Genomic DNA, 24,907 nt, shown 5'->3' with positions numbered 1-24,907 from the left:
TTGATCCGAAGAAAAGAAAACTGATCACTGCGGTGATCGCTATCATTCTTGTGCTGGCAATGGTGGTTCCTACTGTGCTCTCTCTCCTGCTGTAAACAGGATAGGGGAGGAAAGCAGATGAAACTTAAAAAACAGGTCATGGAAGTGCTGCAGCAGGAAATAACAGGGAGACTGAAGCCAGGGGATGAACTGGTAGTTATTGGTGCTGTGGCTTTGGAAGGCACAAGACTTTTGGCGAAAGATAAAAAGACAAAGCTGGAGATGCGCTTTTCCCAAGGGTTTATCCAGGATATGTTATACGCCAGGGAGAGATACGGTGTCCAGGATTTAACAGAAAATGGCTTTGTGTGGAAAATGGCAGAGGCAGCAGGGGCAGATGTGATCTATCCTATGGGTGAAGGCGGATTTTTAAGCGGCCTCTGGAAAGTAGCAGAGGTATCCGGCACAGGACTTGTGGCAGATTTCAGGAAGGTTCCCGTTCGTCAGGAAACTGTGGAATTATGCGAGGTACTGGATCTGAATCTTTACAGGCTGCGCTCTGATGGCGCCTTTCTGGCAGGTATCCCATCAGGAGAGGGACTGGTGAGAAAATGTCAGGCGGCTGGACTTCCTGCTGCGGTGATCGGACAGGCAAATGCGGGAAATGACCGCCTGTTGTACAGCGGTGAGAATTTCCGTTATCTTGACCGTCCGGCAGAAGATGAACTATACCAGCTGGGAGTCAATCCCCCAGCTGATATAGCCTCCGGCAGGATTGCAGAGGTGCGCAGGAGAAGTATGTCATGCAATTGCATGACGCGCACCTCGCAGCAAGAATGCCGAGGCATTCTTGGATGATCCCCCGGCCAGCATTGTGAAATGCCAGGCTGGGGCTTTTTAAATAACAGGAGGATCCTATTATGGCTTTAAATATTGTATTACATGAGCCGGAAATACCGGCAAATACCGGAAATATCGGTCGTACCTGTGTGGCAACAGGTACCAGGCTGCATCTGATCGAGCCTCTTGGCTTTCATTTAAATGAAAAGGCTATTAAGCGTGCTGGGATGGATTACTGGAAAGATCTGGATGTGACCACTTATCTGAATTATGAAGACTTCCTGAAAAGAAATCCAGGAGCAAAGATTTATTATGCCACTACCAAGGCACCACAGACTTATACAGATGTGTCTTATGAAGAGGACTGTTATATTATGTTCGGAAAAGAAAGCGCAGGGATTCCGGAAGATATCCTGGTGGATCATCAGGATACCTGTGTAAGGATCCCGATGATAGGGGATATCCGTTCCCTGAACTTAAGCAATTCTGTGGCCATCGTGCTTTATGAGGCATTACGTCAGCATGATTTTTCCCATATGAATCTGCAGGGGCATCTAAGAAATTACGAATGGAAATAGGCCATCAGGCCTTTTCCAGAGTAAAGATAAACTCTGTTCCAATGCCTTCTGTACTGACCACATCAATATTCTGGTCATGAGCATTGATGATTTCTTTTACAATGGAAAGACCAAGTCCGGTACCTTTCCTGTCTTTTCCACGGGAAACGTCTGTTTTATAAAAACGATCCCAGATCCTGGAAAGACTATTCTTGGGGATTCCACAGCCATGGTCTTTTACGGAAATAAACACACGGTCATTCTTTTCTGTGGTTTCTACTTCAATGGAGGATTCATCATCACTGAATTTTACTGCATTGTCCAGAAGATTGTATAGTACCTGCTGAATCTGTTCCATATCTGCATTGACAAACAATTCTGTACCTGAAAGGATTAATTCCAATCGGATCCGGTGTTTGGTACATTCTCCCTCAAAAGCTTCCGCTGTTGTTTTGATGGTCTGATTAATATCGAATTTCTGTTTATGCATGATCCGCTTCTGCACGTCCAGATCATTCAGGGTAAGCAGGCTGCGTGTAAGCTTCTCCAGCCGATTAGCTTCAAAAGAAATGATATTTAAGTATTTGCCCTGCATTTCCACCGGGATGGTTCCATCCAGCATAGCTTCCACATAACCTTTGATAGATGTAAGAGGAGAGCGGAAATCGTGGGAGATGTTGGCAATAAAATGTCGCTGGTATTCCCCATTCCGATTCAGCTTTTCTGCCATATAATTCAACATATTGGCAAGATAACCCATTTCGTCATCAGAGGTAACAGGGATTTTGTAAGATAGATTTCCTCCTGCAAATTCAGTAGTACCACGAATGATCTGGGATAAAGGCCTTTGCACATGCCAGTGGTAAAGCAGCAGTAAAAGCAAGGTGGTCAGGTAAATACACAGAAAAAGGATTTGCATGATCTTAAGGAGTCCGCTGCGGTTCTGATAAAGGAAACGCATCTGATAATGGATGGCCACATAGCCTTTTGTTGACATATCAGCTGTGATGGGGGCGATCACGCTCAGCCTTGGGGAAGAGAAAAAACCATAAAAATCCCCTATCTGATAATAGCTTCCGCCCCAGGCTGTAGGATCAAAGGATTTTACAGGGGCTGGGAAATTGGAGGCTGTTTTATCTGTGTTTACAATAATTTCATTCTGATTGTTCAGGATCCAGATTTCCGTATCCTGGGCTATGGCTATAGAGGTCAGGCTTTCCTGTATGGTATCCAGATTGTAACTGGAAATATTATGAGTCACTGTTTCATTGGAGGCAATGGAAACTGCCTCCTGGTAAAAGGACTCACTTAAGGAGTGTTCCAGATGCTTTTCAATGAGACGGGAACCGCCACCGGTTACCAGCAGAAAACCGGTAATGCCAATCAGGATGTAACAGAAGATAAATTTCCTGGACAGAGAAGCTTTCATTCGCTTTTTACCTCAAATTTGTATCCGATTCCCCACACAGTTGCTATGGACCAGCTGGGGTGATCTTTGATCTTTTCACGGAGACGCTTGATGTGAACATCTACGGTACGAGTATCACCAATATATTCATAGCCCCAGATATGGTCAAGAAGCTGTTCCCTGGTAAAAACCTGATTTGGGGAGGATGCCAGGAAGTAAAGCAGTTCCAGTTCCTTGGGGGGCATATCCACCTGCCGTCCCATATAGGTAACAGAATAATTGGTAAGGTTTACTGTAAGGTCAGGATAGCTTACACTTTTCTCATTGGAAGGGACGGCAGGAGATTTTACATTAAATCTGCGGAGTACTGCCCGGATCCTGGCTACCAGCTCCTTGGAATCAAAGGGTTTGATCACATAATCATCTGCACCAAGCTCAAGGCCAAGGACCTTGTCAAAGGTCTCTCCTTTTGCAGATAGCATGATAATGGGAATATCAGATACATGACGGATCTCACGGCATACCTGATAGCCGTCAATCCCAGGCAGCATCAGATCCAGCAGGATCAGATTGGGGTGGAAAGCGTGGAATTCCTTTAAAGCCTGCTCTCCGTCATTGACGATCTTTGTCTCGAAGCATTCTTTTGTAAGATACAGGGCTACCAGCTCTGCAATATTGTTGTCATCATCTACGATCAGGATTTTCTGTTTGGATGCCATTTCATTTCTCCTTTCACTTCTTGAATTCAACAATAGTTACACCTGCATCTCCCTCGCCAAATTCACCCAGGCGATAGGATGCAACCCGTTTATTACGTCTCAGGTAATCGTGTACTCCCTTACGCAGGGCTCCGGTACCTTTGCCATGGACAACTCGTACTTTGCTTAGGTGGGCAAGGTAAGCATCATCCAGATATTTATCCAGGATTGCAATGGCTTCATCAACAGTTTTGCCAAGCAGATTAATCTCTGTGGAAACACTGGAGGACTTAGACATGCGGATCTTTCCTGCACCGGTTTTCTGAAGTGCAGAAGAGGAGATCACAGGCTCGTCTACCAGTTCCAGATCTGAAATATGAACCTTGGAACGGATGATCCCGGTTTGTACGAAAAGAAAGCCTTTGGAATCCGGACGGCTGCTGATGGTACCGGTCAGGTTCATGCTCAGGATGCGAACCATATCTCCGAGGGAAAGATCTTTGGCAGAAAGCTTTTTCTTCGGTTCCTTCGGCGCAGCCTTGATGGAAAGTGCATTGTCCGCTTTATTCATTCTTGCCCGGATATTCTGGCGTTCTTTTTCGACTGCTGCAGTATCCACATGGTCTTTCTGAAATTTATGGAAAAGCTTCATGGTCTGGTCGGCATATTCCTTTGTTTCTGCCAGGATACGTTTGGCTTCCTCGTTGGCATTTTTCAGTATCTTGTCCCTGCGCTCATCCAGCCTTTCCTGTTTGGTTTCCAGTTGTTTTTTCAGTGCTTCGATCTGTTCTTTGTATGCCTCGATCTGTGCACGTTCGTTTTCAATAGTTACTCGGCTGTTTTCCAGGGAAGTAAGTACATCCTCAAAAGATTCATCCTGTTCGCTGATCTGCTGTTTTGCTTTTTCAATGATAAAATCAGGCAGCCCAAGCTTGGAAGATATGGCAAACGCATTACTTTTGCCGGGAACACCGATCAACAGCCGATAGGTAGGACGTAAGGTTTCTACATTAAATTCACAGCAGGCATTTTCTACACCAGGGGTACTTAAGGCATATACCTTCAGCTCGCTGTAATGGGTGGTAGCCATGGTACGAATCCCTTTCTCATGAAGATAAGAGAGAATGGAAATGGCAAGTGCAGCTCCCTCTGTAGGGTCTGTACCTGCTCCAAGCTCATCAAAAAGCACCAGGGAATCACTGTCTGCTTCCTTCAGGAAAGAAACTACATTGGTCATATGGGAAGAGAAGGTACTTAACGACTGTTCAATACTCTGTTCATCCCCAATATCTGCATACACCTGATGGAAAACGGAAAGCTGGGAGCGGTCCATGGCAGGGATATGAAGACCTGCCTGCCCCATCAGGGTAAGAAGTCCTGCAGTCTTCAAGGAAACAGTTTTGCCACCTGTATTAGGACCGGTCACTACCAGAAGATCAAAATCATCCCCAAGGCGCAGATCGATAGGAACTGCTTTTTTGCGGGGAATGAGAGGATGTCGGGCCTGCTTCAGCCGGATCTTATGCTCTGTATTGAAAATGGGTTCAGTTCCATTCATATCCATGGCAAGGGATGCTCTGGCAAAAATGAAATCCAGCTGTACCATGATCTCCAGGTCATCCCGGATCTGATCTGTATAGGCAGCAGTCTGGTTGCTTAACTCTGCAAGGACTGCTTCAATTTCTTTTTGCTCCTGAAGCTCCAGCTCCCGGATATCATTATTCAGCTTTACAATGGCCATAGGCTCAATAAAAAGGGTAGATCCTGTGGAGGACTGATCATGGATCATTCCAGGAACCTGTCCTTTATACTCTGCCTTTACAGGAATACAATATCTGCCATTACGCATGGTGATCACTGCATCCTGCAGATAGTTTCTTGCACCTCCGTTGACCAGGGAAGTAAGCTGGGTGTGGATCCGGTCATTGGCGATCTTCATGCTGCGGCGTACCTTCAAAAGACCGGGACTGGCACTGTCGCTGATCTCGTCCTCGGACAGGATACAACGGCGGATCTCTGCAGAAAGAGGAGTAAGAGGGGAAAGCTGTTCAAACATTTCATCCAGTGAATCTGCCGGATGGTCACCTCGTTCATTCCGGGAGTAAGCTTTTACCCTGGATGTGTTCTCCAAAAGGCTGCAGATAGACAGAAGCTCAATGATCCCAAGTGTACTGCCGATCTCCAGGCGTTTCAGTGAACCACGCACATCTTTTACACTTCCAAAAGAGATGCTTCCTTTCTGGAAAAGACGGGACAGTGCATCCCGTGTCTGAGCCTGCATAAGCTGTATCTGTACAAGATCTACGGAAGGGAGCAGATCCCTGCAAAGTTCTTTTCCAAGAGGGGAGGAAGCCTTCTCCGTAAGCAGCTGTATGATTTTATAATATTCAAGAGATTTTAATGCTTTTTCGTTCACGTAAATACATCCTTTTTTAAAATTATTATATTTGGAGATTTCATAACTGTGAGGGTAATGAATAGTTACGAAATTCTTTATGCAACTCTGACTTTATTTTACATGATTTTATATCGGATGAAAAGGAAAATGTGAAAAATTATTCATGAAAAGTTCACACTTTCCTGATAAAATACATAAGTCTAAGTTTTGTAATGCACAGGAGAACAGCACATTATGGGAAAGGACATGAACATAAAGCCAGAAAATGAAGACTATCAGTTTATGAGAGAAACCATTAAGAAAAGACCTAACGATCGCAGGCGCTTGTTCAGCAAGGGCCTGATGCTGTTTATTGGCGGAGTCTTTTTCGGATTGTGTGCGGCAGGTGCTTTTGCCTGGGCATTGCCTGAGTTTGCAGAGCGTTTTGCAGAAGAGAAGGGACTTGTTTCTGCTGTGAAGCTGACCACTGCATCTTCAGATGGACAGGCTGAGACAGAGGAAAAAGAGAATACAGTATCAAATACAGATTTAAATACAGATTCATATACAGATTCATATACAGATTCATATACAGATATACAGGGGGGAATCGGTCTTACACAGGATACCGGCAGCCTTGAAAAAGATACAGATCCGCTGATCAAATATCAGCAGATTTACCGGAGAGTCCTGAATGTGGCCAAGAAGCCCAGAAAGGCATTGGTGAGAGTGACAGGCACATCCGGACAATCTGATCTTCTGGATGCTTCCATTCTTCACTATGAACAGGGGGAGGGGATCATTTTTCTGGAAAGCAGTTCCTGTATTTATATATTGACGAACTGGGAGCCATCTGAGAAGACCAGCAGCCTGCAGGTTACATTTGCAGATTCCAGCACTGCCAGGGCTCATTTATGTCAGACAGATGATGCAACCGGTCTGTCTGTTATGTGGGTTCGCACATCTGAGCTTTCAGACAGTACCAAGAAGGCAATTTCAGTGGTTTCCCTTGCACAGTCTTTTGTACCGGAGCAGGCAGAACCTGTGATCGCTATTGGCAGTCCTTCTGGGGAGTTTGATGGAGTGCTTTATGGCATAGTTACTTCAACATCAGGAAGGTTTTCAGCGGCAGATGCAGAGTACCAGCTGATGATTACCGATATCCAGGGATGTATAAGCAGCAAGGGTGTACTGATAAATACAAAGGGTGAGATCGTAGGTGTGATCAAAAAGAATATCAGGGAGGATGTGAATGTGATTCAGGCATTTTCCATTGCACAGCTTCGGCCTCGTATTGAACAGATGATCAATAAGCAGGCACCCCGTTATCTTGGCATATATGGTGTCAGCATTCCAGCGGCAAAGGCAGCCAGCCTTGGTATTTCAAAGGGCATATACATAGAGAAAGTTGACAAGGATTCACCGGCTATGGCGGCTGGTATCCAGCGAGGTGATATTATTACTGCACTGGACGGCAGTCCGGTAAGTGATATGCAGGAATATAGTACATATCTTCAGAACTGCGAAAACGGTTTGGAGATCAGTATGCAGATCTCCAGGTACAGCGGGGACGGAGAACTGGGGAAAGTAGAACTTACCGTTAAGGTAAATGAAAAATAGGCAGGATCAATAGAGGTCTGGATCAGAAAGAGGCAGAACATGCGTTATATTAATGAGTTACACGAAGGCGACAGGGTAAATGGAATATATCTTTGCAAACAGAAACAGTCTGCAATGACTAAGAATGGAAAACCATACGAGAACCTGATACTGCAGGATAAAACAGGTGTGATCGATGGAAAGATCTGGGATCCCAATTCCAACGGGATCGATGATTTTGACGGACTGGATTACATTGAGATCATCGGAGACGTGACCAGCTTTGCAGGAGCCATGCAGCTGAATATCAAGCGGGTACGCAGGGCGTTCTCTGAGGAATACGATCCGGCTGATTATCTTCCGGTAAGTGAGAACAGCACAGATGACATGTATCATCAGCTGATATCTATGATTGACAGTGTGAAGAATACATATCTGTCTGCACTTCTTCATAAGCTGTTTGTGGAGGAAAAAGATTTTTTAAAGTCTTTTGAGGAGCATTCCGCTGCCAAGACAGTTCATCATGGCTTTATTGGCGGTTTGATGGAGCATACATTAAGCGTGACCAGGCTTTGTGATTATATGGCAGGTGCATATCCGGTGATAAAGAGAGATCTTCTGATTACGGCTGCCCTGCTTCATGATGTAGGCAAGACCAGGGAACTTTCTTCCTTTCCATTGAATGATTATACGGATGAGGGTCAGCTTTTGGGGCATATTGTGATTGGTGCGCAGATGATCCATGATCTTGCAAAGGAGATCCCAGGATTTCCGGTTGATCTGGAGAACCAGCTGGTCCACTGTATTCTGGCTCATCATGGAGAACTGGAATACGGCTCTCCCAAGAAGCCGGCGCTTGTGGAGGCAGTTGCACTGAATCTTGCTGATAATACAGATGCAAGGATGGAAACTCTGACAGAGGTATTTGCTGCAGACAAAGGAAAGAAAGAATGGCTAGGCTTTAACAGGATTTTTGATTCCAATTTAAGAAGAACAGGAGACATGTGATTCATATGGAATATCGCAAGAATGATCTGGTAACATTGAAGATTGAGGATTGCGGCGTGGACGGTGAAGGCATCGGGAAAGCAGATGGCTTCACCGTTTTTGTAAAGGATGCTGTGATCGGGGATACAGTAAAGGCAAAGATTATCAAAGCTAAGAAGAATTATGGCTATGGAAGGCTGATGGAGATCATCAAGCCTTCTTTATTCAGAACAGAGCCAGAATGTGCATTCGCCAGACAGTGCGGAGGCTGTCAGCTGCAGACCCTTACTTATGAGAAGCAGCTTGAATTTAAAGAAAAAAAGGTTAGAGGTCACCTGGAACGGATCGGAGGTTTTACCCAGATTCCCATGGAGCCTGTCATAGGGGCAGAGCATCCTTTCCATTACAGGAACAAGGCACAGTTTCCTGTGGGGATGAATAAAGAAGGTAGGATCATTACCGGTTTTTATGCAGGCAGGACCCATACCATTATTGAGAACAGAGACTGTGCCCTTGGAGTAAAGGAAAACAAGCAGGTGCTGGATTTAGTGATCGATCATATGGAAAAATACGGGATCCAGCCTTATGATGAGGTGACAGGCAAAGGTCTTGTCCGTCATATCCTGATCCGTTATGGATTTTTTACAGGACAGATCATGGTATGTGTGATCGTTAATGGGGACAGGCTGCCAAAGGCAGAGATCTTATCCGGGCAGCTTCAGCAGATCCCGGGAATGACCAGTATTTCCATCAATATCAATAAAAAACGTAATAATGTGATCCTTGGGGACAGGCTGGAAGTTTTGTGGGGCAAGCCATATATTGTGGATAATATTGGAGATATTTCTTATCAGATCTCCCCATTATCCTTTTTTCAGGTAAATCCCTATCAGACAGGGAAGCTGTATGCAAAAGCACTGGAATATGCACAGCTTAAAGGAGAAGAGAATGTGTGGGATCTGTACTGCGGTACAGGAACCATTTCTCTTTTCCTTGCCCAGAAAGCCAGATTTGTTCGTGGGGTGGAGATCATACCGGCTGCCATTGACAATGCCAGGAAGAATGCAAAGCTGAACCATATGGAGAATCTGGAGTTTTTTGTTGGAAAGGCAGAAGAGGTACTTCCAAGGGAATATGAAAAGAATGGCACATATGCAGATGTGATCGTGGTGGATCCGCCGAGAAAGGGATGTGACGCCCACCTTCTTGATACGATCCTGAAGATGAATCCCAGCCGTGTGGTATATGTAAGCTGCGACAGTGCAACCCTTGCCCGTGATCTTCGGTATCTGTGTGACGGCGGATACAAACTGGAGAAGGTCTGCCCTGTGGATATGTTCCCAAATACCGTGTCGATAGAAACTGTATGCTGCCTGAGCAGGTAAAAGCAGAACTTGCAAAAATTCATATTTTCCATATTTCCGTTTCTTTTTGTCCATTTTAATTATGAAAAAATCAGGATATACTTACCTTACTTGATAATCATTTATGAAAAAAGGAGGATAACAAGTATGAGGAAAAACGCAAAAAGACTGGCAGCGTTGGCTATGAGCGGAGTGATGACTCTGTCTGTAGCACCGGTAGCTGTACATGCAGATGATAAGGTAGAACTTACCGGTATGGTACAGCAGTCCAGATGGTATTCCGGATTACAGAACATGGTGCAGAAGCTGGAGGAAGACGAGAATATCTCTATTGATTTTGAGGTCGTTCCGGATGATCAGTATGATAACCTGATGAAAATGAGATTAAATTCTCATGAGGCTCCGGATCTGATCGCATATCAGTTTGCTGATCTGTATGCTGCTGTAGACCCGGAAGAATTCTTTGTTCCGTTAGATGACCAAGCATGGATGTCAAAAGTAAAAGCTCCGGAAATTACAGAATACAACGGAAAGCATTACGGATATTGCTTCGAGGCATCCAATGGTTTCCAGGGACTGATCTACAATAAAGATGTTTTTGAAGCAAATGGAATCACAGAGCTTCCAAAAACCTTAGATGAGTTTTATGCTATCTGTGATAAATTAAAAGATGCTGGAGTTGTTCCTATTGCTATGCCGTCTGACACTTGGGTACCGCAGATCTGGATGACCTCTGGTATGTCACGTGCATTAGGAAGTGAGGAAGCTTGTGAGGATTTTGCAAATAAGATCTTGACAAATCAGGCTAAATTCAATGATTATCCGGAAATGGCTGCTGTAATCGATGAATATCTGGATTTATTCAAAAAAGGATATGTAAATGATGATTATATGACAGTAAGCTATGATGAGATCCTTGGACGTCTGGCAAGTGGCGAGATCGCAATGATCTATGGCGCAACAGAAATCCTGACTTCCATCGAAGAGTCTTATCCGGATGCTAATCTGACTATTTTCAATCCGCCTGTAGGCTATGATGACAAAGATGTGCTGGCATATCTTCCTACAGCTATGGGATTAGCTGTAAATAAAGATACAGAAAATCTGGATGCCATCAAGAAAGTGTTTGATCTTTGGAGCACACCGGAATATGGAAATCTGTATTTCCAGTCTCGCCCAGGATTCCCGAATATTGAAGGCATTGATGGAAATGAAAGCGCAATGAATCCGGATATCCCGAAAATCTACAATGAGTATATGGAAGATGGCAGAGTCGTTGCACAGATGAATCAGTATATTGATACACTTCAGCCACTGTTTGGAAATACTATTTGGGTTTACTATCTTGAGGCACCATCCAAAGGAGATATGGATGGAAAAGCAATTCTGGATCGTTTCCAGGAGGACGTGGATAAATTTATGACCGAAAAAGGAGCAGAAGGCTGGAACTAATACATCCTCTGCAGTTTGATTAATAAGATTAATCCAAAAGAGGACTGGAGCAAAGAGCTTTAGTCCTCTTTCCATTAAGGAGATATAATATGACCAAAAAAAAGAAATCAATTTATCCTTTGTGGGTGATTCTTCCGGCGATTGTGGTATACACCATTTTTTCCGTTGTTCCCATTGTGATCAGCCTGGTATGCTCTTTCACAGATTGGAATATGGGACGGTTATACACCCCGGTTTTCAGAGGCCTGGCCAATTATGTGGAGCTTTTAAAGGATCCTGTTTTTCTCAGGTCAATTGGCAATACATTTCTGTTTGCCCTGGCAACCACTGTACTGAAAACAGTGGTAGGATTTTTGCTTGCACTTGCAATGGTAAAAAAGATACCCGGAAGAGGGCTGATGCGAACCATTTATTATGCACCATGTGTTATCAGTATTACAGTGGTGGGAGTATTATTTAAAGCCATTTTAGCAAATAAAGGTTTATTAAATAATGTTCTTCAAATGATCGGATGTAGCGGACTTGCCCATGATTGGCTTGGAAGCTATGGCACTGCTATGGGCAGCGTGATTATGGTAGAAACATGGATGTGGGCAGGATTCAATATGTTTATTTTTATTTCCGGCTTACAGGCGATTCCGCAGGATTATTATGAAAGTGCTACCTTAGATGGCGCTACCGGTTTTGAAAAATTAAAAAATATCACACTTCCTTTGATTGTTCCATCAATGACTGTTGTAGTGACACTAAGCGTTGCCGGTGGTCTGAAAGTGTTTGATATTATTTATGTAATTACAAATGGAGGGCCGGGATTTGATACACAGGTTCTGGCAACCTATACCTACCAGTCATTCAGCCTTGGATTCCTTGGAGAATCAGCAGCTGGAAGTGTTATTCTGGCTGTCATTGTTGTGATCATATCGTTTACTATGAATCACTATCTAACGAAACGTGAGGTGGAAATGTGAAGAAAATACATGCAGAAAAATATATCCTCTTTCTATTTATGGTCGCACTGGCATTGGTGTACATAGTACCATTTCTGATGATGGGATTGGGGTCATTTAAAAATCAGGCAGAAGCTGCAAAATTTGATCTTTCCTTGCCAACACAGTGGATTTTTTCCAACTATACCCATGTGCTGGAATCCGGCAAAATCATACCTGGATATGTAAACAGTCTGATCGTTACTGTTCCAGTAACACTGATTTCCGTTTTTCTGGGAGCGATATCCGGTATTGTCATTTCCAGACGCAATGACAAATTATCTCATGGGATTTATTATTATTTCATCTTTGGTCTTACATTAACTCTGCAAACTGCATCCATCTTCTTTTTGTTGCAGGCTTTGCATATATATGGTACATTTTTATCAGTGATCTGTATTTTTATTTCGCTGAGAATTCCTTTTACGGTTATGACTTTTTGCAGCTTCGTAAAAGGAGTGCCAAGGGAAATTGATGAAGCTGCGATTATGGACGGCTGCAATTTCTGGCAGATGACTCTTAAGGTCTTAATGCCAATATTGAAACCTATCATGATAACCAATGTTGTAATTACGGCTATTGATGTATGGAACAATTTTATGATTCCTCTGTTTTATTTAGGCTCTGCTAAAAAAGCAACGGTTTCCATGGCAATTTACAGCTTCTTCGGACGGTACAACAGGGACTGGCAATTTGTTTTTGCAGCATTGATGCTGGTTGTATTGCCAATGTTAATACTTTTTATAATTCTTCAGAAACATATTATCGCTGGTATGACAGCCGGCGCAGTGAAAGGGTAAAGGGAAAATAAATGGCTACAAATTATATGATCATCGGATATGGATGGAGAGCTGACTTCTACTACAGAATCGCCAGACTTCTGCCAGAACAGTTTTCTATTTGCGCAGGTGTATTACGTACAGAAGCCCGTGCAAAAGAGGTTGCTCTTAAAGAAGGGATTTTTGCTACTGCAGATTTGGATCAGGCACTGGAACGCAAGCCGGATTTTGCTGTACTCTGTGTTCCAAGGGATTTTGCCAAGGATTACCTGGTAAAATTAATGGAAAAAGGAATTCCGGTACTTTGCGAAACACCTCCGGGAAAGAATGTGGAAGAATTAAAAGAATTATGGGAAATGTCCCAAAAATACAATGGTCGTGTACAGGTTGTTGAACAGTACTTCCTGCAGCCTTATTATGCAGGTATACTGAATATTATAAAGCAAGGCTATCTGGGATCTGTATCCAGTATTATGCTGTCTGCACTTCATGGCTATCATGCTGTTAGTGTTTTCCGGAAAGTTCTTGGACTTGAATACGAAAATTGCACGATCCAGGGCAAAAAATTCTGGTCAGAAGTTACCGCTACAAATGGCAGAAATGGTTTTGATGAAAGCGGAACTGTGATCAAGGAGGATAGAGACTGGGCATTTATGCAGTTTGATAACGGCAAAACAGCCTTTATGGACTTTGAAGGTGAACAATATTTCTCACAGATCCGTACAAGACGCTGGAATATCCGCGGCGTGCGTGGCGAGATCAATGACAATACGGTAAGATTCTTAAATGCTTCCAATCAGCCGGTGGAACAGCCTATGCAGAGAATCGATGTGGGAATTAATAATAACAGTGAATGGTCCCATAAGGGAATCATGTTCCTGGATAAGCAGGTTTATCAAAATCCTTATTATCCGGCAAGAATGAATGATGATGAAATTGCAGTAGCTTCCTGCCTTTCCCATATGAAGACTTACGTGGAAAGCGGAACAGAGTTTTACTCACTGCGTGAAGCACTTCAGGATACTTATTTATCCTTTATGCTGGAACAGGCAATTGAAACCGGAGAAACGGTCAAAACCGAAACACAGTCCTGGAGTATTTAGAAAATAGTAAAAGAGGTGATTGCTTGAGAAAATATCAGTTTCAGAAAAAAATACTGTTACGTAGTATTTTTATGATGCTTGGAGTATTTATTATCGTAACTGTTGTATTTGCCGGCTACTTTATAAAGACTCGTACAACTGAGTTTGAAGAACAGGTAGATAAACAGCTTCAGGGAATCACCTCTCAAATAGATAATACATTGCAGCTTGCCGATGATATTGCCCTGCAGATTGCTGCAAACTATCAGATCATTGATGTTTTTAATCAAATAAAGGGATATCATGGTGATAAGAATTATTTTGTGGAAAATACGGATGTTGATTATGCTGTAAAGCAGCATCTGATCTCCTACATGTTAAAACAAAATGTGCTGAAACGGATCAGTTTATTTGATGCAAACCAGGATTTTATCTATGTGGGAAGAGCTGTAGATTATGGATACTTAAAAAAGAATTGTCCAAATTCAGAGCATTTTACAGACACATTTACTTATTATTCAGAACAAGATGGAAAAGGAAGCCTGTTTCGGGTCGATTCTGCAGATCCGTATATGATGGATTCATCATCAACAATTTCCGCTCTGCGGGAAATCAAGAATTATCAGTTGGTACCTTCAGAATGTTTGGGTTACGTACAAGTCCAGATCCAGCTGAACAGTTTTAAACGAATGTGTAAGCTCCTTGGAAAAGACACGGAATGCTATATCTTAGATCAGAAAAATGACCATATTTTGTATTCTTATCAAGGCGGGAAGACAGCATCTGAAGTAAAAAAGCTTTTAAATCAAACGGATGATCTTGCAAAAGGGGAAATGTACTGCAGACTTTGGGAATCTGAACGATATGGAATCAAAATCCTCCTTGCATCTAAAAACATAGGCTTGATCCACAGCATGATCTCCACACTTGCGTGGGGATTTATTTTACTGTTTTTTCTGATTTTCATCATGATTTCAGGACAGAAACTGGTGATCAGACGAACAACAAAACCGATTGTTCAAATGTGTGACATGCTGACAGGGCTAAAGGTTGATAAAAATTTACAGAACATTCCTCTGGTAAGTGGTGATGAAACCGATGAACTAAGGCAATTGAATTATGCATTTGATAAACTGGTAATCAATTTAAAAAAGTCTATGGAAAAAGAGATGATCAGCAGAGTCAATGAAATACAGAGCCAAATGTATGCATTACAGACGCAAATGAATCCTCACTTTATCCACAATATCTTAACAATTATTTCTGCAATGTCCGGTACATCTGAATGTGAAAAAATACCGGAAGTCTGTGAAAAACTTTCAAGTATGATCCGATATATTGTAAGCAGTTCCGAGGAAAATGTGAATTTAAACAATGAAGTTCTGCATGCAGAGAATTATCTTGAATTAATGAAAATACGTTACGAAGACAAATTCCAGTATTCTATGTCCTATGTAGGGGAAATACAAAATTGCCATTTACCCAGATTTATTATTCAGCCTCTTCTTGAAAACTGTTTTGCACATGGCTTTCATAATAAAGAATTTCCATGGAAAATCGATATTCAGATTTATTGTTCTGAAGAGTTCTGGGAAGTACAGATCCGGGATAATGGATGTGGTATGGAGCAGGAAGAACTGGAAAAAATAAAGCAGGAATTGCAGGAAATGCGTAATCGCGATTTGAAATCGCTTATGAAGGAAATGAAGATTGGCGGTCTGTCTATAAAAAATGTTTATATGCGATTATTTCTGGCTTATGGGAAGCATATGATTTTTGACATAAGTAATAGAGCTGAGGGGATGTGTATCACAGTTGGAGGAAATTATGAAGATACGAGTACTGGTAGTGGAAGATGAGCCTCCCATTCAGAGGAGCATATGTCAGAAAATAGAGGAAAGCAATGAAAATTTCAAAGTGATAGCAGCCATAGACAATGGGAAGGATGCAATACAATACCTGATAGAGCATCCGGTTGATGTTATGTTTGTGGATATGAACCTGCCTATTGTAAGTGGAAAGGAGATTCTGAAATTTTGCTACAGTGAAAAGCTTCCGGTGCTGCCTGTGGTTTTAAGCGGATACACAGATTTTGAATACGTAAAATGTGCAGTAGCCAACCATGCGGTTGATTATTTGCTGAAGCCTTTAAACAGTCAGGAACTGACTATCCTATTACAAAAAATAGAGGCAAGAATCCGGAAACAGCAGCAGGAAGAAAAGGTTCAAAATCTGACAGATGCGGTAAAAGGGCTCCACACATTGCAAACAAAAGAGACCCGTCCGGAAATGGATCCTTCATATAGTATGCTTCTGGTAACTCTTGGTGCATGTCCGTATGAAAATGAAAGAAATTACAGGGAGCTTTTTGAAAAGTTAGATCTGGGAGGGAATTTCTCGCAAATTGTTCCTAAGGAGAATTTCTGGCTGGTGAATGGCAAAAATATTAACGAAAAAATTATTTTTGTACGCAGAGATCGTGTCCCGGATATCAATCATTTAAATCAATTTGTCAGAAGTCTGAAGTTTCCCGGCCTTACCATTACGGTTGTATTTTACAAAGAAGCTGTAAAAATGACAGATATTTTTGCTACATATCATTTGCTGCAGAAATATGCACGTGAACATATGATATTTTTGAAAAATTCTGTTTTGATCTACAGTCCGGAAGGTTTCAAACCGGATTTTACAGGTCTTAGGGAAAAAATTGACAGCCTGATACTTCAATGCAATAATATGAGTATCAATAATATAACAGGATCTTTTGCAGACCTACTTCATTTGTTTACTGTGCGGCCGGTTACGCAAAAAGAAGCTGTACGAAATATTAAATATTTTGTATCAGAATTATATAAAGTACACCAGGGTCACAGAGGCTTTTTTGAAGTAGAGGAAGACATACAATTTATTTTGGAAAATTATTATACAGAAGAAGAATTACTTAAAGAATTTGATTTCCTGTTAAAAGACATTTTCGGAATTGAGGTATATGATTCCAGAGATAAAAAGCTTATTGCTGTAAAGATGAAAAACTATCTGGATGAAAAATTCAGAACCAATGTTACGAATCAATTGCTGGCAGCCAGCTTTGGATTTGTACCGTCCTATTTGGTCAGCATTTTTAAAGCTTGTTATGGACTGACACCTATGGATTACCTGGTAACGAAGAGAATCGATGAGGCAAAAATTCTTCTGGCAGATGGCTCATTAAAGATCAAAGATATTGCAAGCGGCGTGGGGTATGAAGATTCTCTTTATTTTTCAAAAGTGTTTAAGAAATTTACCGGGGTTAGTCCAAAAGAATACGTAAAGTCGAACAAATAAGGCAATCGGGATTTGCTGCAGACGCATGCTGCGAGGAATTTTTGGAAATGAGTGTGAGAATCTATGGCGAAAAAGAAAATATATGCAGTGCGAAAGGGGAAAACAACCGGGATATTTTATTCCTGGGATGAATGCAGTGCTTCTGTAAATGGATATCCTGGCGCTGAATATAAAAGTTTTACCACAAAAGAAGAGGCAAATGCCTATCTGGGGAACTCTTTTGCTATACAGATCGAAGAAGAAAAAAAAGATCAAAAGAATACAGCTCTCGACGGCACAGAATCCACATTAACAGCATACGTAGATGGAAGCTTTGATCCGTCTATTGGCAAGTATGCCTTTGGGTGTATCCTGCTGACTCCGGAGGGGGAAATCATCCGGGAATCAGGTAATGGTCAGGATCCGGAATCCCTGGCAATCCGCAATGTGGCAGGAGAAATGCTGGGAGCCATGTATGCAGTTCAGTGGGCGGTCAACCATGGTTATCCGTCACTTACCATATATTATGATTATGAAGGAATCGCAAAATGGGCAAAGGGAGACTGGAAAGCAAAAAATAAACGTACACAGCAGTATGCTGAGTTTATGAATGGAAAAAGATCTTATATTCAGCTTAGCTTTCAGAAGGTAAAGGCACACTCTGGCGATCATTATAATGAAGAAGTGGACAAGCTGGCGAAATCAGCACTTGTAAACGGGAATGGGATTCCCAGGATCAGTCGTATATAAGAATAAAAAAGGCCATTGGCAAAGGGATCAACCCTTCAGCCAGTGGCCTTTCCATGTATAAAGGATCATAAGCACCATTCCAAACGCCCAGGAGACGGGATATAAAATAAATACACCCTCAATAGAACCAAAGCATGGAAGAATAAACTGTACCCAGAGGATACGGAACAGGCACAGGGAAATCAGAAGGATCACCATTGGAGGAATAGTTTTACCTGTACCACGTACTGTTCCTGCCAGCCCATGCAGGATCCCCAGCAGAAAATAGAAGGGGCAGAAATACTTCATGGCCAGCTTTCCAAAGTTTACCACAGAAGGATCGGATGAGAACATCTTTAACAGAGGATCCGAAAAGGTCATCAGCAGGAAGCCTGTAGTCAGGGTGTAAAGAATCTCCATGGCGAGAGTGACCCAGATACCTTTCTTTACACGCTGGATCTTACCTGCACCATAGTTCTGCCCTACAAAGGTAGTAGCGGCCATGCTGAAACTCATAACCGGCATGATATTAAAACCGTCAATTTTCATATAAGCACCAAAACCTGCCATTGCAGAAGCACCATATCCGTTTACACTGGATTGTACCAATACATTAGAAAAAGAAATGACCATGTTCTGGATTCCGGTAGGAAGTCCGACCTGGATGATCCTTTTCACCATATGCTTGTGCAGCCGGATCTTTTTAAGACTAACCTGATAATCGGACTGTACACGGATTAGATAGAGGATGGCCAGCACACCGGATATAAGCTGGCTGATGTCTGTGGCGATGGCAGCACCTGCAACACCCATGTGAAATCCGCGGATCAGAAGCAGGTCAAGAAAAATATTGATGATAGATGCACAGCCAAGATAAAGCAGGGATCGTTTGGAATTGCCTGCAGCATTCAGGATCCCGGCAGCCATATTATAAATTACATTAAAGACAACACCGCCGAAGTACAGACGAAGATAGGTAACAGAGTTACCAAGCACTTCTTTGGGTGTCTGCATCTGCAACAGGATAGGCTTGGTAAGGAGCATGCCGCCTGCTGTCAGGATCAGTCCCAGGAAAAAGGCAATGGCAAGTGCTGTATGCACTGCGTTCTGTACTTCTTTTTTGTTATTGACACCAAGATACTGTGATACGATTACGCCTGCACCTACAGAAGCACCCTGGCTAAATGCAATCAGAAGGCAGATCAAAGATGTGCTGGAGCCTACTGCGGCCAGTGCATTACTGCCAACATAATTTCCTACAATAATAGAATCTGCAGTGTTATAAAGCTGCTGCAGAAGATTTCCAAGGATCAAAGGTACAGAAAAGAAAAAAATCTGCCTGGCAATGCTTCCCTCGGTCATCAGCTTATTTTCATTTGTTTTTACACTCATTATAATTTCCTCCCCCAAAATATTATAGGCTTTGCTGCCAGGAAAGACAATATATATTTTATGTTACGTATATGTTAGGATTTAGAATATTCCACTTAAAAAATATTGTACAGGATGGAACCTTTTGCCTGATCTTAGCATCTAATGTACAGAACGTGAAGAAAACATGCTGCTGAACAAAGAGAACATCAGACATATTCCCTTGTACGCAGAGCATGAAAAACATGTTCCTGTACGTACAGATCTTCAGAAAGGAATAAAAGGGACAAGCAGGTGAATGAATTAGTAAATCAAGCAAAAAGAGGAGATCCGGATGCATTTACAGAACTGATGCGGTCTCAGATGCAGAATATGTACAAGGCTGCCAGAGCGATTCTGAACCGGGATGAGGATGTGGCAGATGCCATATCTGATACTATCCTGGCGTGCTGGGAGCATCTGGGAAGCCTGAAACAGGCTGGGTATTTTCGTACCTGGATGACCAGGATCCTGATCAACAAATGCTATGAGCAGATCAGGAAAAACAAGCCGGTTTCTGTGCAGGATCAGGTTCCGGACTATGGATATTGGGAAAATAAATACGAGAATATCGAGTGGACACAGACACTGGATTCATTTCCCCAAAGGTATCGGCTGGTGATGATCCTTTATTATGTGGAAGGATTTAAGATCAATGAGATCAGTAAGATGCTGGATATGCCAAAGGGAACAGTAAAAAGCAGACTGGCCAGGGGAAGGGAATATCTGGCAGATTCTTTCAAGTTGTGCAGGGAGGGCAATTAAATGAAGAAAAATAAGGCGATGTATACATTACAGCAGGATGTTAAGATTCCGGATATTGTGGAGACGAAAGCAAGTCAGACCTTTGCAAGGATACAAAGGGAAGCAAGAACGGGAAATGAGAAGATCATTGTTTATGATAAAAAGATCAGAAGTCCAAAGAAAAAATACGCAGTGCTGGCAATGATTGCAGTGCTTGCTGTAGGTACAGTTTCTGTTTATGCCGCATATATCAACTGGAGCCAAGGGCTGAAAGAAGAACTTCAGATCACACAGGAGCAGCAGGAAAGTCTGCAGGAAAATGGTATGGCAGCTTTTGCAGATACATCTGTAACGGATGCAGGAATCACAGTATCGGCTCAGCAGAGCATTACAGATAATTATTATACCTATCTGTCTTTTAAGGTAGAGGGGTATCATCTGGAGGATGGAAAACAGCCGGATTTTGAAAATGTTTTTGTGACAGTGGATGGGAAAGAGGATTTTAATTCAGGTTCAAGCTTCTACAATGGGATCATTGCAGGAAATGACGGTATGGGCGTATATGCAGACGGATCAGCTTTGGAAACCAGGGCAGATGGAAGTACTATCCAGCATTATGTAATGGATGACGGAAGCATGGAGTATCATATGGTGCTTGCGAAAAGTGATGAGAAAGGATACTTTATCGGCAAAAAACTGCATGTAGAGTTCAAGAATCTGGGAACTGTGGCTAAGGCAGAATATTTTCCGGATATTACCGGGAAATGGGATCTGGATATGACTCTTGGAGGAGCTGACACTTCGACGATCATCCAGACAGATGAAAAGATTGGCGATACAGGCCGCACTCTTACCAGTGTGGAGCTTTCTCCAGTATCCATCCGTGTTTCCTATGATGCGGATCAGGAAGCCCAGGTGGAAGAGGTGCCTATGCCCACAGGGCTGGTTTTAAAAGACGGTACAAAGCTTGAGGGTGTATATGGAGGTCCTGGTTCATCTGGAATGGATGGCAGTAAGTATATTTGTACTTATGCTTTTGAACGTGTGATCGATCCGGATCAGGTGGCTGCTGTGTTGATCCCGAAAAATCTGGAGGGATCAGCAGAAGGGCAGGATACAGATTATTATCAGGTTGCCATACAGTAGGGTGAGAGCAGGATCGGACTTAACAGTAACCAGCAGTAGTGAACGCAGTAGTGAACCGGGCTGCGGGCTTGATGATCCAGGATAGAACTGCTACAATGGAACCTGAAAGATTTGAAAGAAAGAAGATTACGGACATATGGATAAAGAACAGGTGGTACAAAATGTGCAGGCACAGCTTTTTTTGATGCAGGACCTGAAATATAGGGATTTTCACAGCAGCCTGATGCCTACGATTGACAAAAAGAAAGTGATTGGAGTAAGAACGCCCCAGCTTCGTCAGTTTGCTAAGAGTTTTGGCAAAACAGAAGAAGCACAGATATTTATGCAGGTGCTTCCTCATCGGTATTATGAAGAAAATAATCTTCACAGCCTTCTGATCCAGCAGATCAGGGATTATGATCAATGTCTGAAAGAAATGGAACGTTTTCTCCCGCATATTGATAACTGGGCCACCTGTGACATGCTTTCATTAAACGTGGTAAAAAAACATCTGGATCAGTTTATTGAAGTGGTTTATGGATGGATGCAGTCAGACAGGACCTATACCATCCGGCTTGGGATCGGTATGCTGATGCGTTATTATCTGGACGACAGGTTTCAGGAGGAATATGCAGAAAGCGTAGCAAAGGTACAGTCTCAGGAGTACTATGTAAATATGATGCGTGCCTGGTATTTTGCTACAGCACTGGCCAAACAGTATGATAAGATCCTGCCGTTTCTTCTGGAAAAGCGTCTGGATGTGTGGACACATAATAAAACGATCCAGAAAGCAGTGGAAAGCTACCGGATCACACCTAAGCAGAAAACATATTTGAAAACACTGAAGATAAAATAATGAAAGAAGAATATTTATCAGATGATATTAAAATAATAAAAGAATAGTATTCATCAGATGGTATCCCACAAGGTGTATTTAAAGGGAAACAAAAGCGGGAATCCTGGTATCCTTTGCCAACTTGTGTTATACTAAAAGGAAGTTGGGTAAAGGGGGACTTTATTTGAAAGAATATGAAGTGATCTGGGAGATTTTTAATAAATGCCCCAGAAATCAGATGCGGGATGTGTTTGTGGAGGAGATAGAGCTGGAAGACCCGGAAGAGTATGTAAAACAGAAATTTCAGGGAAAAGAAGTCACCTATGAAAAATCAGTTCTTGCAGACGGTACAGAGATCTTTGATATTATTACCTCAGGGATCAAACAAAGATGTTCCTTTACAGAGATTTGATCTAGGTGTTATAATGCAAGATAGGCTTTTTATACAGGAAAGCCTGTGATACAGGAGGGACTATGAGTGATCATATAGAACATGCACATACTCATGTGCTAGAGGATGGAACAGTTGTCAGCCATACTCACGGACACACCCACAGCCACGAACAGACCAAAGCTGTGCTGAACCGCTTATCCAGAGCTATTGGACATCTGGAATCTATCAAACGAATGGTAGAGGACGGCAGGGACTGCAGCGAGGTGCTGATCCAGTTATCCGCTGTCAAGTCAGCTATCAATAATACAGGAAAGATCATTTTACAGGATCATATAGAGCACTGTATTGTGGATGCAGTAGAGCATGGAGACAGGGAGGCGATCAAAGAACTGGAAAAGGCTATTGATCGCTTTATGAAATAGTGTGAGCTGTCAGCATATTATGTAGTATTATGAATAGAGTAAATATCAGGAGGAACCAGAAAAATGGCAAAAGAATGCAGCAATTCAAGCTGTGACAAAACAAGCTGTGAGGGATGCAGCCAGAAGAACAATCCCAAAAGCTTTCAGGAGAAAATGAATGCCTGTTCAGATGTAAAGCATGTGATCGGCATTGTCAGCGGTAAGGGCGGTGTAGGTAAGTCATTTGTTACCGCTTCCCTGGCGAATCAGATGGCAAAGAAAGGATATAAAGTAGGTATCCTGGATGCAGATATTACCGGACCGTCTATTCCTAAGATGTATGGTCTTAAGGGAGCTGCACAGGCAGACGATAAGGGGATTTATCCTATGGAGACAAAGAATGGGATCAAGGTTATGTCCATTAACCTGCTGCTTCCTACAGAGGAAACACCGGTTGTCTGGAGAGGACCGATCCTTGCCAATATGGTGAAGCAGTTCTGGACAGATGTGATCTGGGGAGATGTGGATTATCTTTTTGTAGATATGCCGCCAGGAACAGGTGATGTACCGCTGACTGCTTTTCAGTCTCTTCCCCTTGAAGGGATCGTGATCGTAACATCTCCACAGGATCTGGTGCAGATGATCGTTAAGAAAGCTTATAATATGGCCGGTATGATGAAGGTACCGGTACTTGGGCTGGTAGAGAATTACAGCTATGTACAATGTCCGGATTGTGGCAGGAAGATCTATGTTTTTGGCGAAAGCCATATTGATCAGATCGCTGCAGGATTAGATATTCCGGTACTTGGGAAAATGCCTATTGATCCTGCTTATGCAGCAAAGGCTGATGAGGGAGCTTTTGATCAGGTAGATAATCCTTATGTAGAGGCTGCTTATGAGGTAATGCCGAAATAATCGTATCTGTTTCTTGTTCTCACAGTTATAAATAATCAATAAATGTACGGGCTGCTTCGGAAAGAGGCAGCCCTGTTTGTGTTACAAGGACAATCTGTCTTGGAGGCAGCGTTTCTTCTAAAGGCACACATACAAGGGATGCATCTGGTACCATGTAATCCGGCACACAGGCAATCCCAAGGCCGATTCTGGCCAGATCCAGCAGCAGATCATTGCTGTTCAGTACGATTTCAGGGGAAAGATTAACCCCTTTGGAGGAAAATACCCGGTTCAGATATTCGCCGGTGGTGCTGTGGGGGGACAGCATCATAATAGGGTAATTCAGAAGCTTCTCCAGGGTCAGGGCAGTGTTCCCAATAGGAAAGGCATCAGGATTTGCAACAAAAACATCATGAAAATTACAAAGGACTTTCTGCTGGAAGCTGGTGGTAAGCCGGGAATTGGGGAAATTGCACACGATCAGATCCACCTGCCTGTTTTCCAGAAGCTCTACGCATCCAATAGAAGTGCTGTTTGTGATCTTGATCCGTACATCAGGATGATCCTGATGAAATTTCTGCAGGTAGCTGATGAGAAAATAGCGGCAGATCGTGTCACTTGCTCCGATCCGAAGATGACCGGTGAGCAGCTTTTCATCAGAAAGAAGAGCTTCTCCTTCCCCCAGCATTTCCAGTGCAGGCTTTACATGTTGAAGAAGCAGTTCACCTTCAGCAGTCAGGATCACTTTCTTGGTGCTGCGGATAAAAAGGGTGTGCCCCAGTTTCTTTTCCAGAGTTTTGATGGCCTGGCTGACAGCAGACTGGGAGATATAGAGCTGGCGGGAAGCCTGGGAAAAACTTAAGGTGGTTGCTACAAAATAAAATACTTTGTATAATTCCAGATTAATGTCCATGTTGATATACCCCTGTAATGTTTTAGCAATAAGTGTTGATAATAAAAAATA

23 protein-coding genes are annotated in these 24,907 nt (G+C 42.7%); 18 read left to right on the top strand and 5 right to left on the bottom strand.

Translation table 11 applies throughout. The annotated features are described in order from the left end of the window. Positions 1 to 117 precede the first annotated feature (117 nt). Positions 118 to 837, top strand: coding sequence for an AIR synthase-related protein (locus G5B11_RS10855; RefSeq protein WP_173728155.1), 720 nt, complete (start codon positions 118 to 120; stop codon positions 835 to 837). Between the two features lie 59 nt (positions 838 to 896). Next, positions 897 to 1,397, top strand: coding sequence for a tRNA (cytidine(34)-2'-O)-methyltransferase (locus G5B11_RS10850; RefSeq protein ID WP_158419998.1), 501 nt, complete (start codon positions 897 to 899; stop codon positions 1,395 to 1,397). A 4-nt stretch (positions 1,398 to 1,401) separates the two neighbouring features. On the opposite strand, the gene G5B11_RS10845 is transcribed toward G5B11_RS10850, so the two are convergent. From G5B11_RS10845 to G5B11_RS10835, 3 genes are read right to left on the bottom strand one after another with little or no spacing between them, the layout of a single operon-like run. Next, complete coding sequence (locus tag G5B11_RS10845) at positions 1,402 to 2,805, bottom strand: sensor histidine kinase (protein WP_158419999.1); 1,404 nt, start codon at positions 2,803 to 2,805, stop codon at positions 1,402 to 1,404. Further along, a complete protein-coding gene (locus G5B11_RS10840) occupies positions 2,802 to 3,503 on the bottom strand; it encodes a response regulator transcription factor (RefSeq protein ID WP_158420000.1) in 702 nt (233 codons plus the stop codon). The genes G5B11_RS10845 and G5B11_RS10840 overlap by 4 nt, the downstream gene beginning before the upstream one ends. 13 nt (positions 3,504 to 3,516) lie before the next feature. Further along, a complete protein-coding gene (locus tag G5B11_RS10835) occupies positions 3,517 to 5,898 on the bottom strand; it encodes an endonuclease MutS2 (protein ID WP_173728154.1) in 2,382 nt (793 codons plus the stop codon). A gap of 216 nt (positions 5,899 to 6,114) precedes the next feature. On the opposite strand from G5B11_RS10835, the gene G5B11_RS10830 reads away from it, so the two are divergent. The 10 genes from G5B11_RS10830 (at position 6,115) to G5B11_RS10785 (ending at position 18,161) form a co-directional block, all read left to right on the top strand. After that, complete coding sequence (locus G5B11_RS10830; protein ID WP_173728152.1) at positions 6,115 to 7,479, top strand: S1C family serine protease; 1,365 nt, start codon at positions 6,115 to 6,117, stop codon at positions 7,477 to 7,479. A 39-nt stretch (positions 7,480 to 7,518) separates the two neighbouring features. Next, a complete protein-coding gene (locus G5B11_RS10825) occupies positions 7,519 to 8,466 on the top strand; it encodes a 3'-5' exoribonuclease YhaM family protein (protein WP_173728150.1) in 948 nt (315 codons plus the stop codon). A gap of 5 nt (positions 8,467 to 8,471) precedes the next feature. Beyond that, positions 8,472 to 9,830, top strand: coding sequence for a 23S rRNA (uracil(1939)-C(5))-methyltransferase RlmD (gene rlmD, locus G5B11_RS10820; RefSeq protein ID WP_173728148.1), 1,359 nt, complete (start codon positions 8,472 to 8,474; stop codon positions 9,828 to 9,830). A 126-nt stretch (positions 9,831 to 9,956) separates the two neighbouring features. After that, the gene (locus tag G5B11_RS10815; RefSeq protein WP_173728146.1) at positions 9,957 to 11,261 is read left to right on the top strand and encodes an ABC transporter substrate-binding protein; all 1,305 of its coding nucleotides are present in this window, start codon (positions 9,957 to 9,959) and stop codon (positions 11,259 to 11,261) included. 89 nt (positions 11,262 to 11,350) lie between these two features. After that, a complete protein-coding gene (locus tag G5B11_RS10810; RefSeq protein ID WP_158420006.1) occupies positions 11,351 to 12,229 on the top strand; it encodes a carbohydrate ABC transporter permease in 879 nt (292 codons plus the stop codon). After that, positions 12,226 to 13,047 (top strand): carbohydrate ABC transporter permease, encoded by an 822-nt coding sequence (locus tag G5B11_RS10805; protein WP_158420007.1) that lies wholly within the window; start codon positions 12,226 to 12,228, stop codon positions 13,045 to 13,047. The genes G5B11_RS10810 and G5B11_RS10805 overlap by 4 nt, the downstream gene beginning before the upstream one ends. Positions 13,048 to 13,058: 11 nt before the next feature. Further along, positions 13,059 to 14,129, top strand: a complete 1,071-nt coding sequence (locus G5B11_RS10800; protein WP_173728144.1) for a Gfo/Idh/MocA family protein — start codon at positions 13,059 to 13,061, stop codon at positions 14,127 to 14,129. A 23-nt stretch (positions 14,130 to 14,152) separates the two neighbouring features. After that, a complete protein-coding gene (locus tag G5B11_RS10795) occupies positions 14,153 to 15,967 on the top strand; it encodes a cache domain-containing sensor histidine kinase (protein WP_173728142.1) in 1,815 nt (604 codons plus the stop codon). Continuing rightward, positions 15,936 to 17,432 carry a response regulator transcription factor gene (locus tag G5B11_RS10790; protein WP_158420010.1) on the top strand — a complete coding sequence of 499 codons (1,497 nt, stop codon included), beginning with the start codon at positions 15,936 to 15,938 and terminating at the stop codon, positions 17,430 to 17,432. Before G5B11_RS10795 ends, G5B11_RS10790 begins: the two co-directional genes overlap by 32 nt. A gap of 63 nt (positions 17,433 to 17,495) precedes the next feature. Continuing rightward, positions 17,496 to 18,161, top strand: coding sequence for a ribonuclease H1 domain-containing protein (locus tag G5B11_RS10785; protein WP_173728140.1), 666 nt, complete (start codon positions 17,496 to 17,498; stop codon positions 18,159 to 18,161). 27 nt (positions 18,162 to 18,188) lie between these two features. Here the strand turns inward: G5B11_RS10785 and G5B11_RS10780 are convergent, their stop codons facing one another. Beyond that, complete coding sequence (locus G5B11_RS10780) at positions 18,189 to 19,532, bottom strand: MATE family efflux transporter (RefSeq protein ID WP_173728138.1); 1,344 nt, start codon at positions 19,530 to 19,532, stop codon at positions 18,189 to 18,191. A 273-nt stretch (positions 19,533 to 19,805) separates the two neighbouring features. Between G5B11_RS10780 and G5B11_RS10775 the strand changes: the two genes are divergently transcribed. From G5B11_RS10775 to G5B11_RS10750, 6 genes are all read left to right on the top strand, one after another. Then, entirely contained in the window at positions 19,806 to 20,315 is a 510-nt protein-coding gene (locus G5B11_RS10775) for an RNA polymerase sigma factor (RefSeq protein ID WP_173728136.1), read from the top strand. After that, positions 20,316 to 21,440, top strand: a complete 1,125-nt coding sequence (locus G5B11_RS10770) for a DUF4179 domain-containing protein (protein WP_173728134.1) — start codon at positions 20,316 to 20,318, stop codon at positions 21,438 to 21,440. Between the two features lie 136 nt (positions 21,441 to 21,576). Further along, on the top strand, positions 21,577 to 22,275 hold the full coding sequence (locus G5B11_RS10765) for a DNA alkylation repair protein (RefSeq protein WP_173728132.1): 699 nt from the start codon (positions 21,577 to 21,579) through the stop codon (positions 22,273 to 22,275). Positions 22,276 to 22,438: 163 nt separating this feature from the next. After that, positions 22,439 to 22,666, top strand: a complete 228-nt coding sequence (locus G5B11_RS10760; protein ID WP_158420016.1) for a hypothetical protein — start codon at positions 22,439 to 22,441, stop codon at positions 22,664 to 22,666. Positions 22,667 to 22,728: 62 nt separating this feature from the next. Further along, entirely contained in the window at positions 22,729 to 23,070 is a 342-nt protein-coding gene (locus tag G5B11_RS10755) for a metal-sensing transcriptional repressor (RefSeq protein ID WP_158420017.1), read from the top strand. Positions 23,071 to 23,133: 63 nt separating this feature from the next. Then, a complete protein-coding gene (locus G5B11_RS10750; protein WP_158420018.1) occupies positions 23,134 to 23,964 on the top strand; it encodes an Mrp/NBP35 family ATP-binding protein in 831 nt (276 codons plus the stop codon). 25 nt (positions 23,965 to 23,989) lie between these two features. On the opposite strand, the gene G5B11_RS10745 is transcribed toward G5B11_RS10750, so the two are convergent. Beyond that, the gene (locus G5B11_RS10745) at positions 23,990 to 24,856 is read right to left on the bottom strand and encodes a LysR family transcriptional regulator (RefSeq protein ID WP_173728130.1); all 867 of its coding nucleotides are present in this window, start codon (positions 24,854 to 24,856) and stop codon (positions 23,990 to 23,992) included. Between the last annotated feature and the right edge of the window lie 51 nt (positions 24,857 to 24,907).

This window comes from Blautia glucerasea (genome assembly GCF_013304385.1).
GTDB lineage: Bacteria > Bacillota > Clostridia > Lachnospirales > Lachnospiraceae > Blautia_A > Blautia_A ammoniilytica.
Note: the sequence above shows the minus strand (reverse complement) of the source record. Positions and strands in the feature narration are given on the sequence as shown.

Coding starts and splice junctions, on each gene's coding strand:
- G5B11_RS10855 (WP_173728155.1), top strand. CDS start 118: ATGAAACTTAAAAAACAGGTCATGGAAGTGCTGCAGCAGGAAATAACA.
- G5B11_RS10845 (WP_158419999.1), bottom strand. CDS start 2,805: ATGAAAGCTTCTCTGTCCAGGAAATTTATCTTCTGTTACATCCTGATT.
- G5B11_RS10840 (WP_158420000.1), bottom strand. CDS start 3,503: ATGGCATCCAAACAGAAAATCCTGATCGTAGATGATGACAACAATATT.
- G5B11_RS10830 (WP_173728152.1), top strand. CDS start 6,115: ATGGGAAAGGACATGAACATAAAGCCAGAAAATGAAGACTATCAGTTT.
- G5B11_RS10825 (WP_173728150.1), top strand. CDS start 7,519: ATGCGTTATATTAATGAGTTACACGAAGGCGACAGGGTAAATGGAATA.
- rlmD (WP_173728148.1), top strand. CDS start 8,472: ATGGAATATCGCAAGAATGATCTGGTAACATTGAAGATTGAGGATTGC.
- G5B11_RS10815 (WP_173728146.1), top strand. CDS start 9,957: ATGAGGAAAAACGCAAAAAGACTGGCAGCGTTGGCTATGAGCGGAGTG.
- G5B11_RS10810 (WP_158420006.1), top strand. CDS start 11,351: ATGACCAAAAAAAAGAAATCAATTTATCCTTTGTGGGTGATTCTTCCG.
- G5B11_RS10800 (WP_173728144.1), top strand. CDS start 13,059: ATGGCTACAAATTATATGATCATCGGATATGGATGGAGAGCTGACTTC.
- G5B11_RS10790 (WP_158420010.1), top strand. CDS start 15,936: ATGAAGATACGAGTACTGGTAGTGGAAGATGAGCCTCCCATTCAGAGG.
- G5B11_RS10785 (WP_173728140.1), top strand. CDS start 17,496: ATGGCGAAAAAGAAAATATATGCAGTGCGAAAGGGGAAAACAACCGGG.
- G5B11_RS10780 (WP_173728138.1), bottom strand. CDS start 19,532: ATGAGTGTAAAAACAAATGAAAATAAGCTGATGACCGAGGGAAGCATT.
- G5B11_RS10770 (WP_173728134.1), top strand. CDS start 20,316: ATGAAGAAAAATAAGGCGATGTATACATTACAGCAGGATGTTAAGATT.
- G5B11_RS10765 (WP_173728132.1), top strand. CDS start 21,577: ATGGATAAAGAACAGGTGGTACAAAATGTGCAGGCACAGCTTTTTTTG.
- G5B11_RS10755 (WP_158420017.1), top strand. CDS start 22,729: ATGAGTGATCATATAGAACATGCACATACTCATGTGCTAGAGGATGGA.
- G5B11_RS10750 (WP_158420018.1), top strand. CDS start 23,134: ATGGCAAAAGAATGCAGCAATTCAAGCTGTGACAAAACAAGCTGTGAG.
- G5B11_RS10745 (WP_173728130.1), bottom strand. CDS start 24,856: ATGGACATTAATCTGGAATTATACAAAGTATTTTATTTTGTAGCAACC.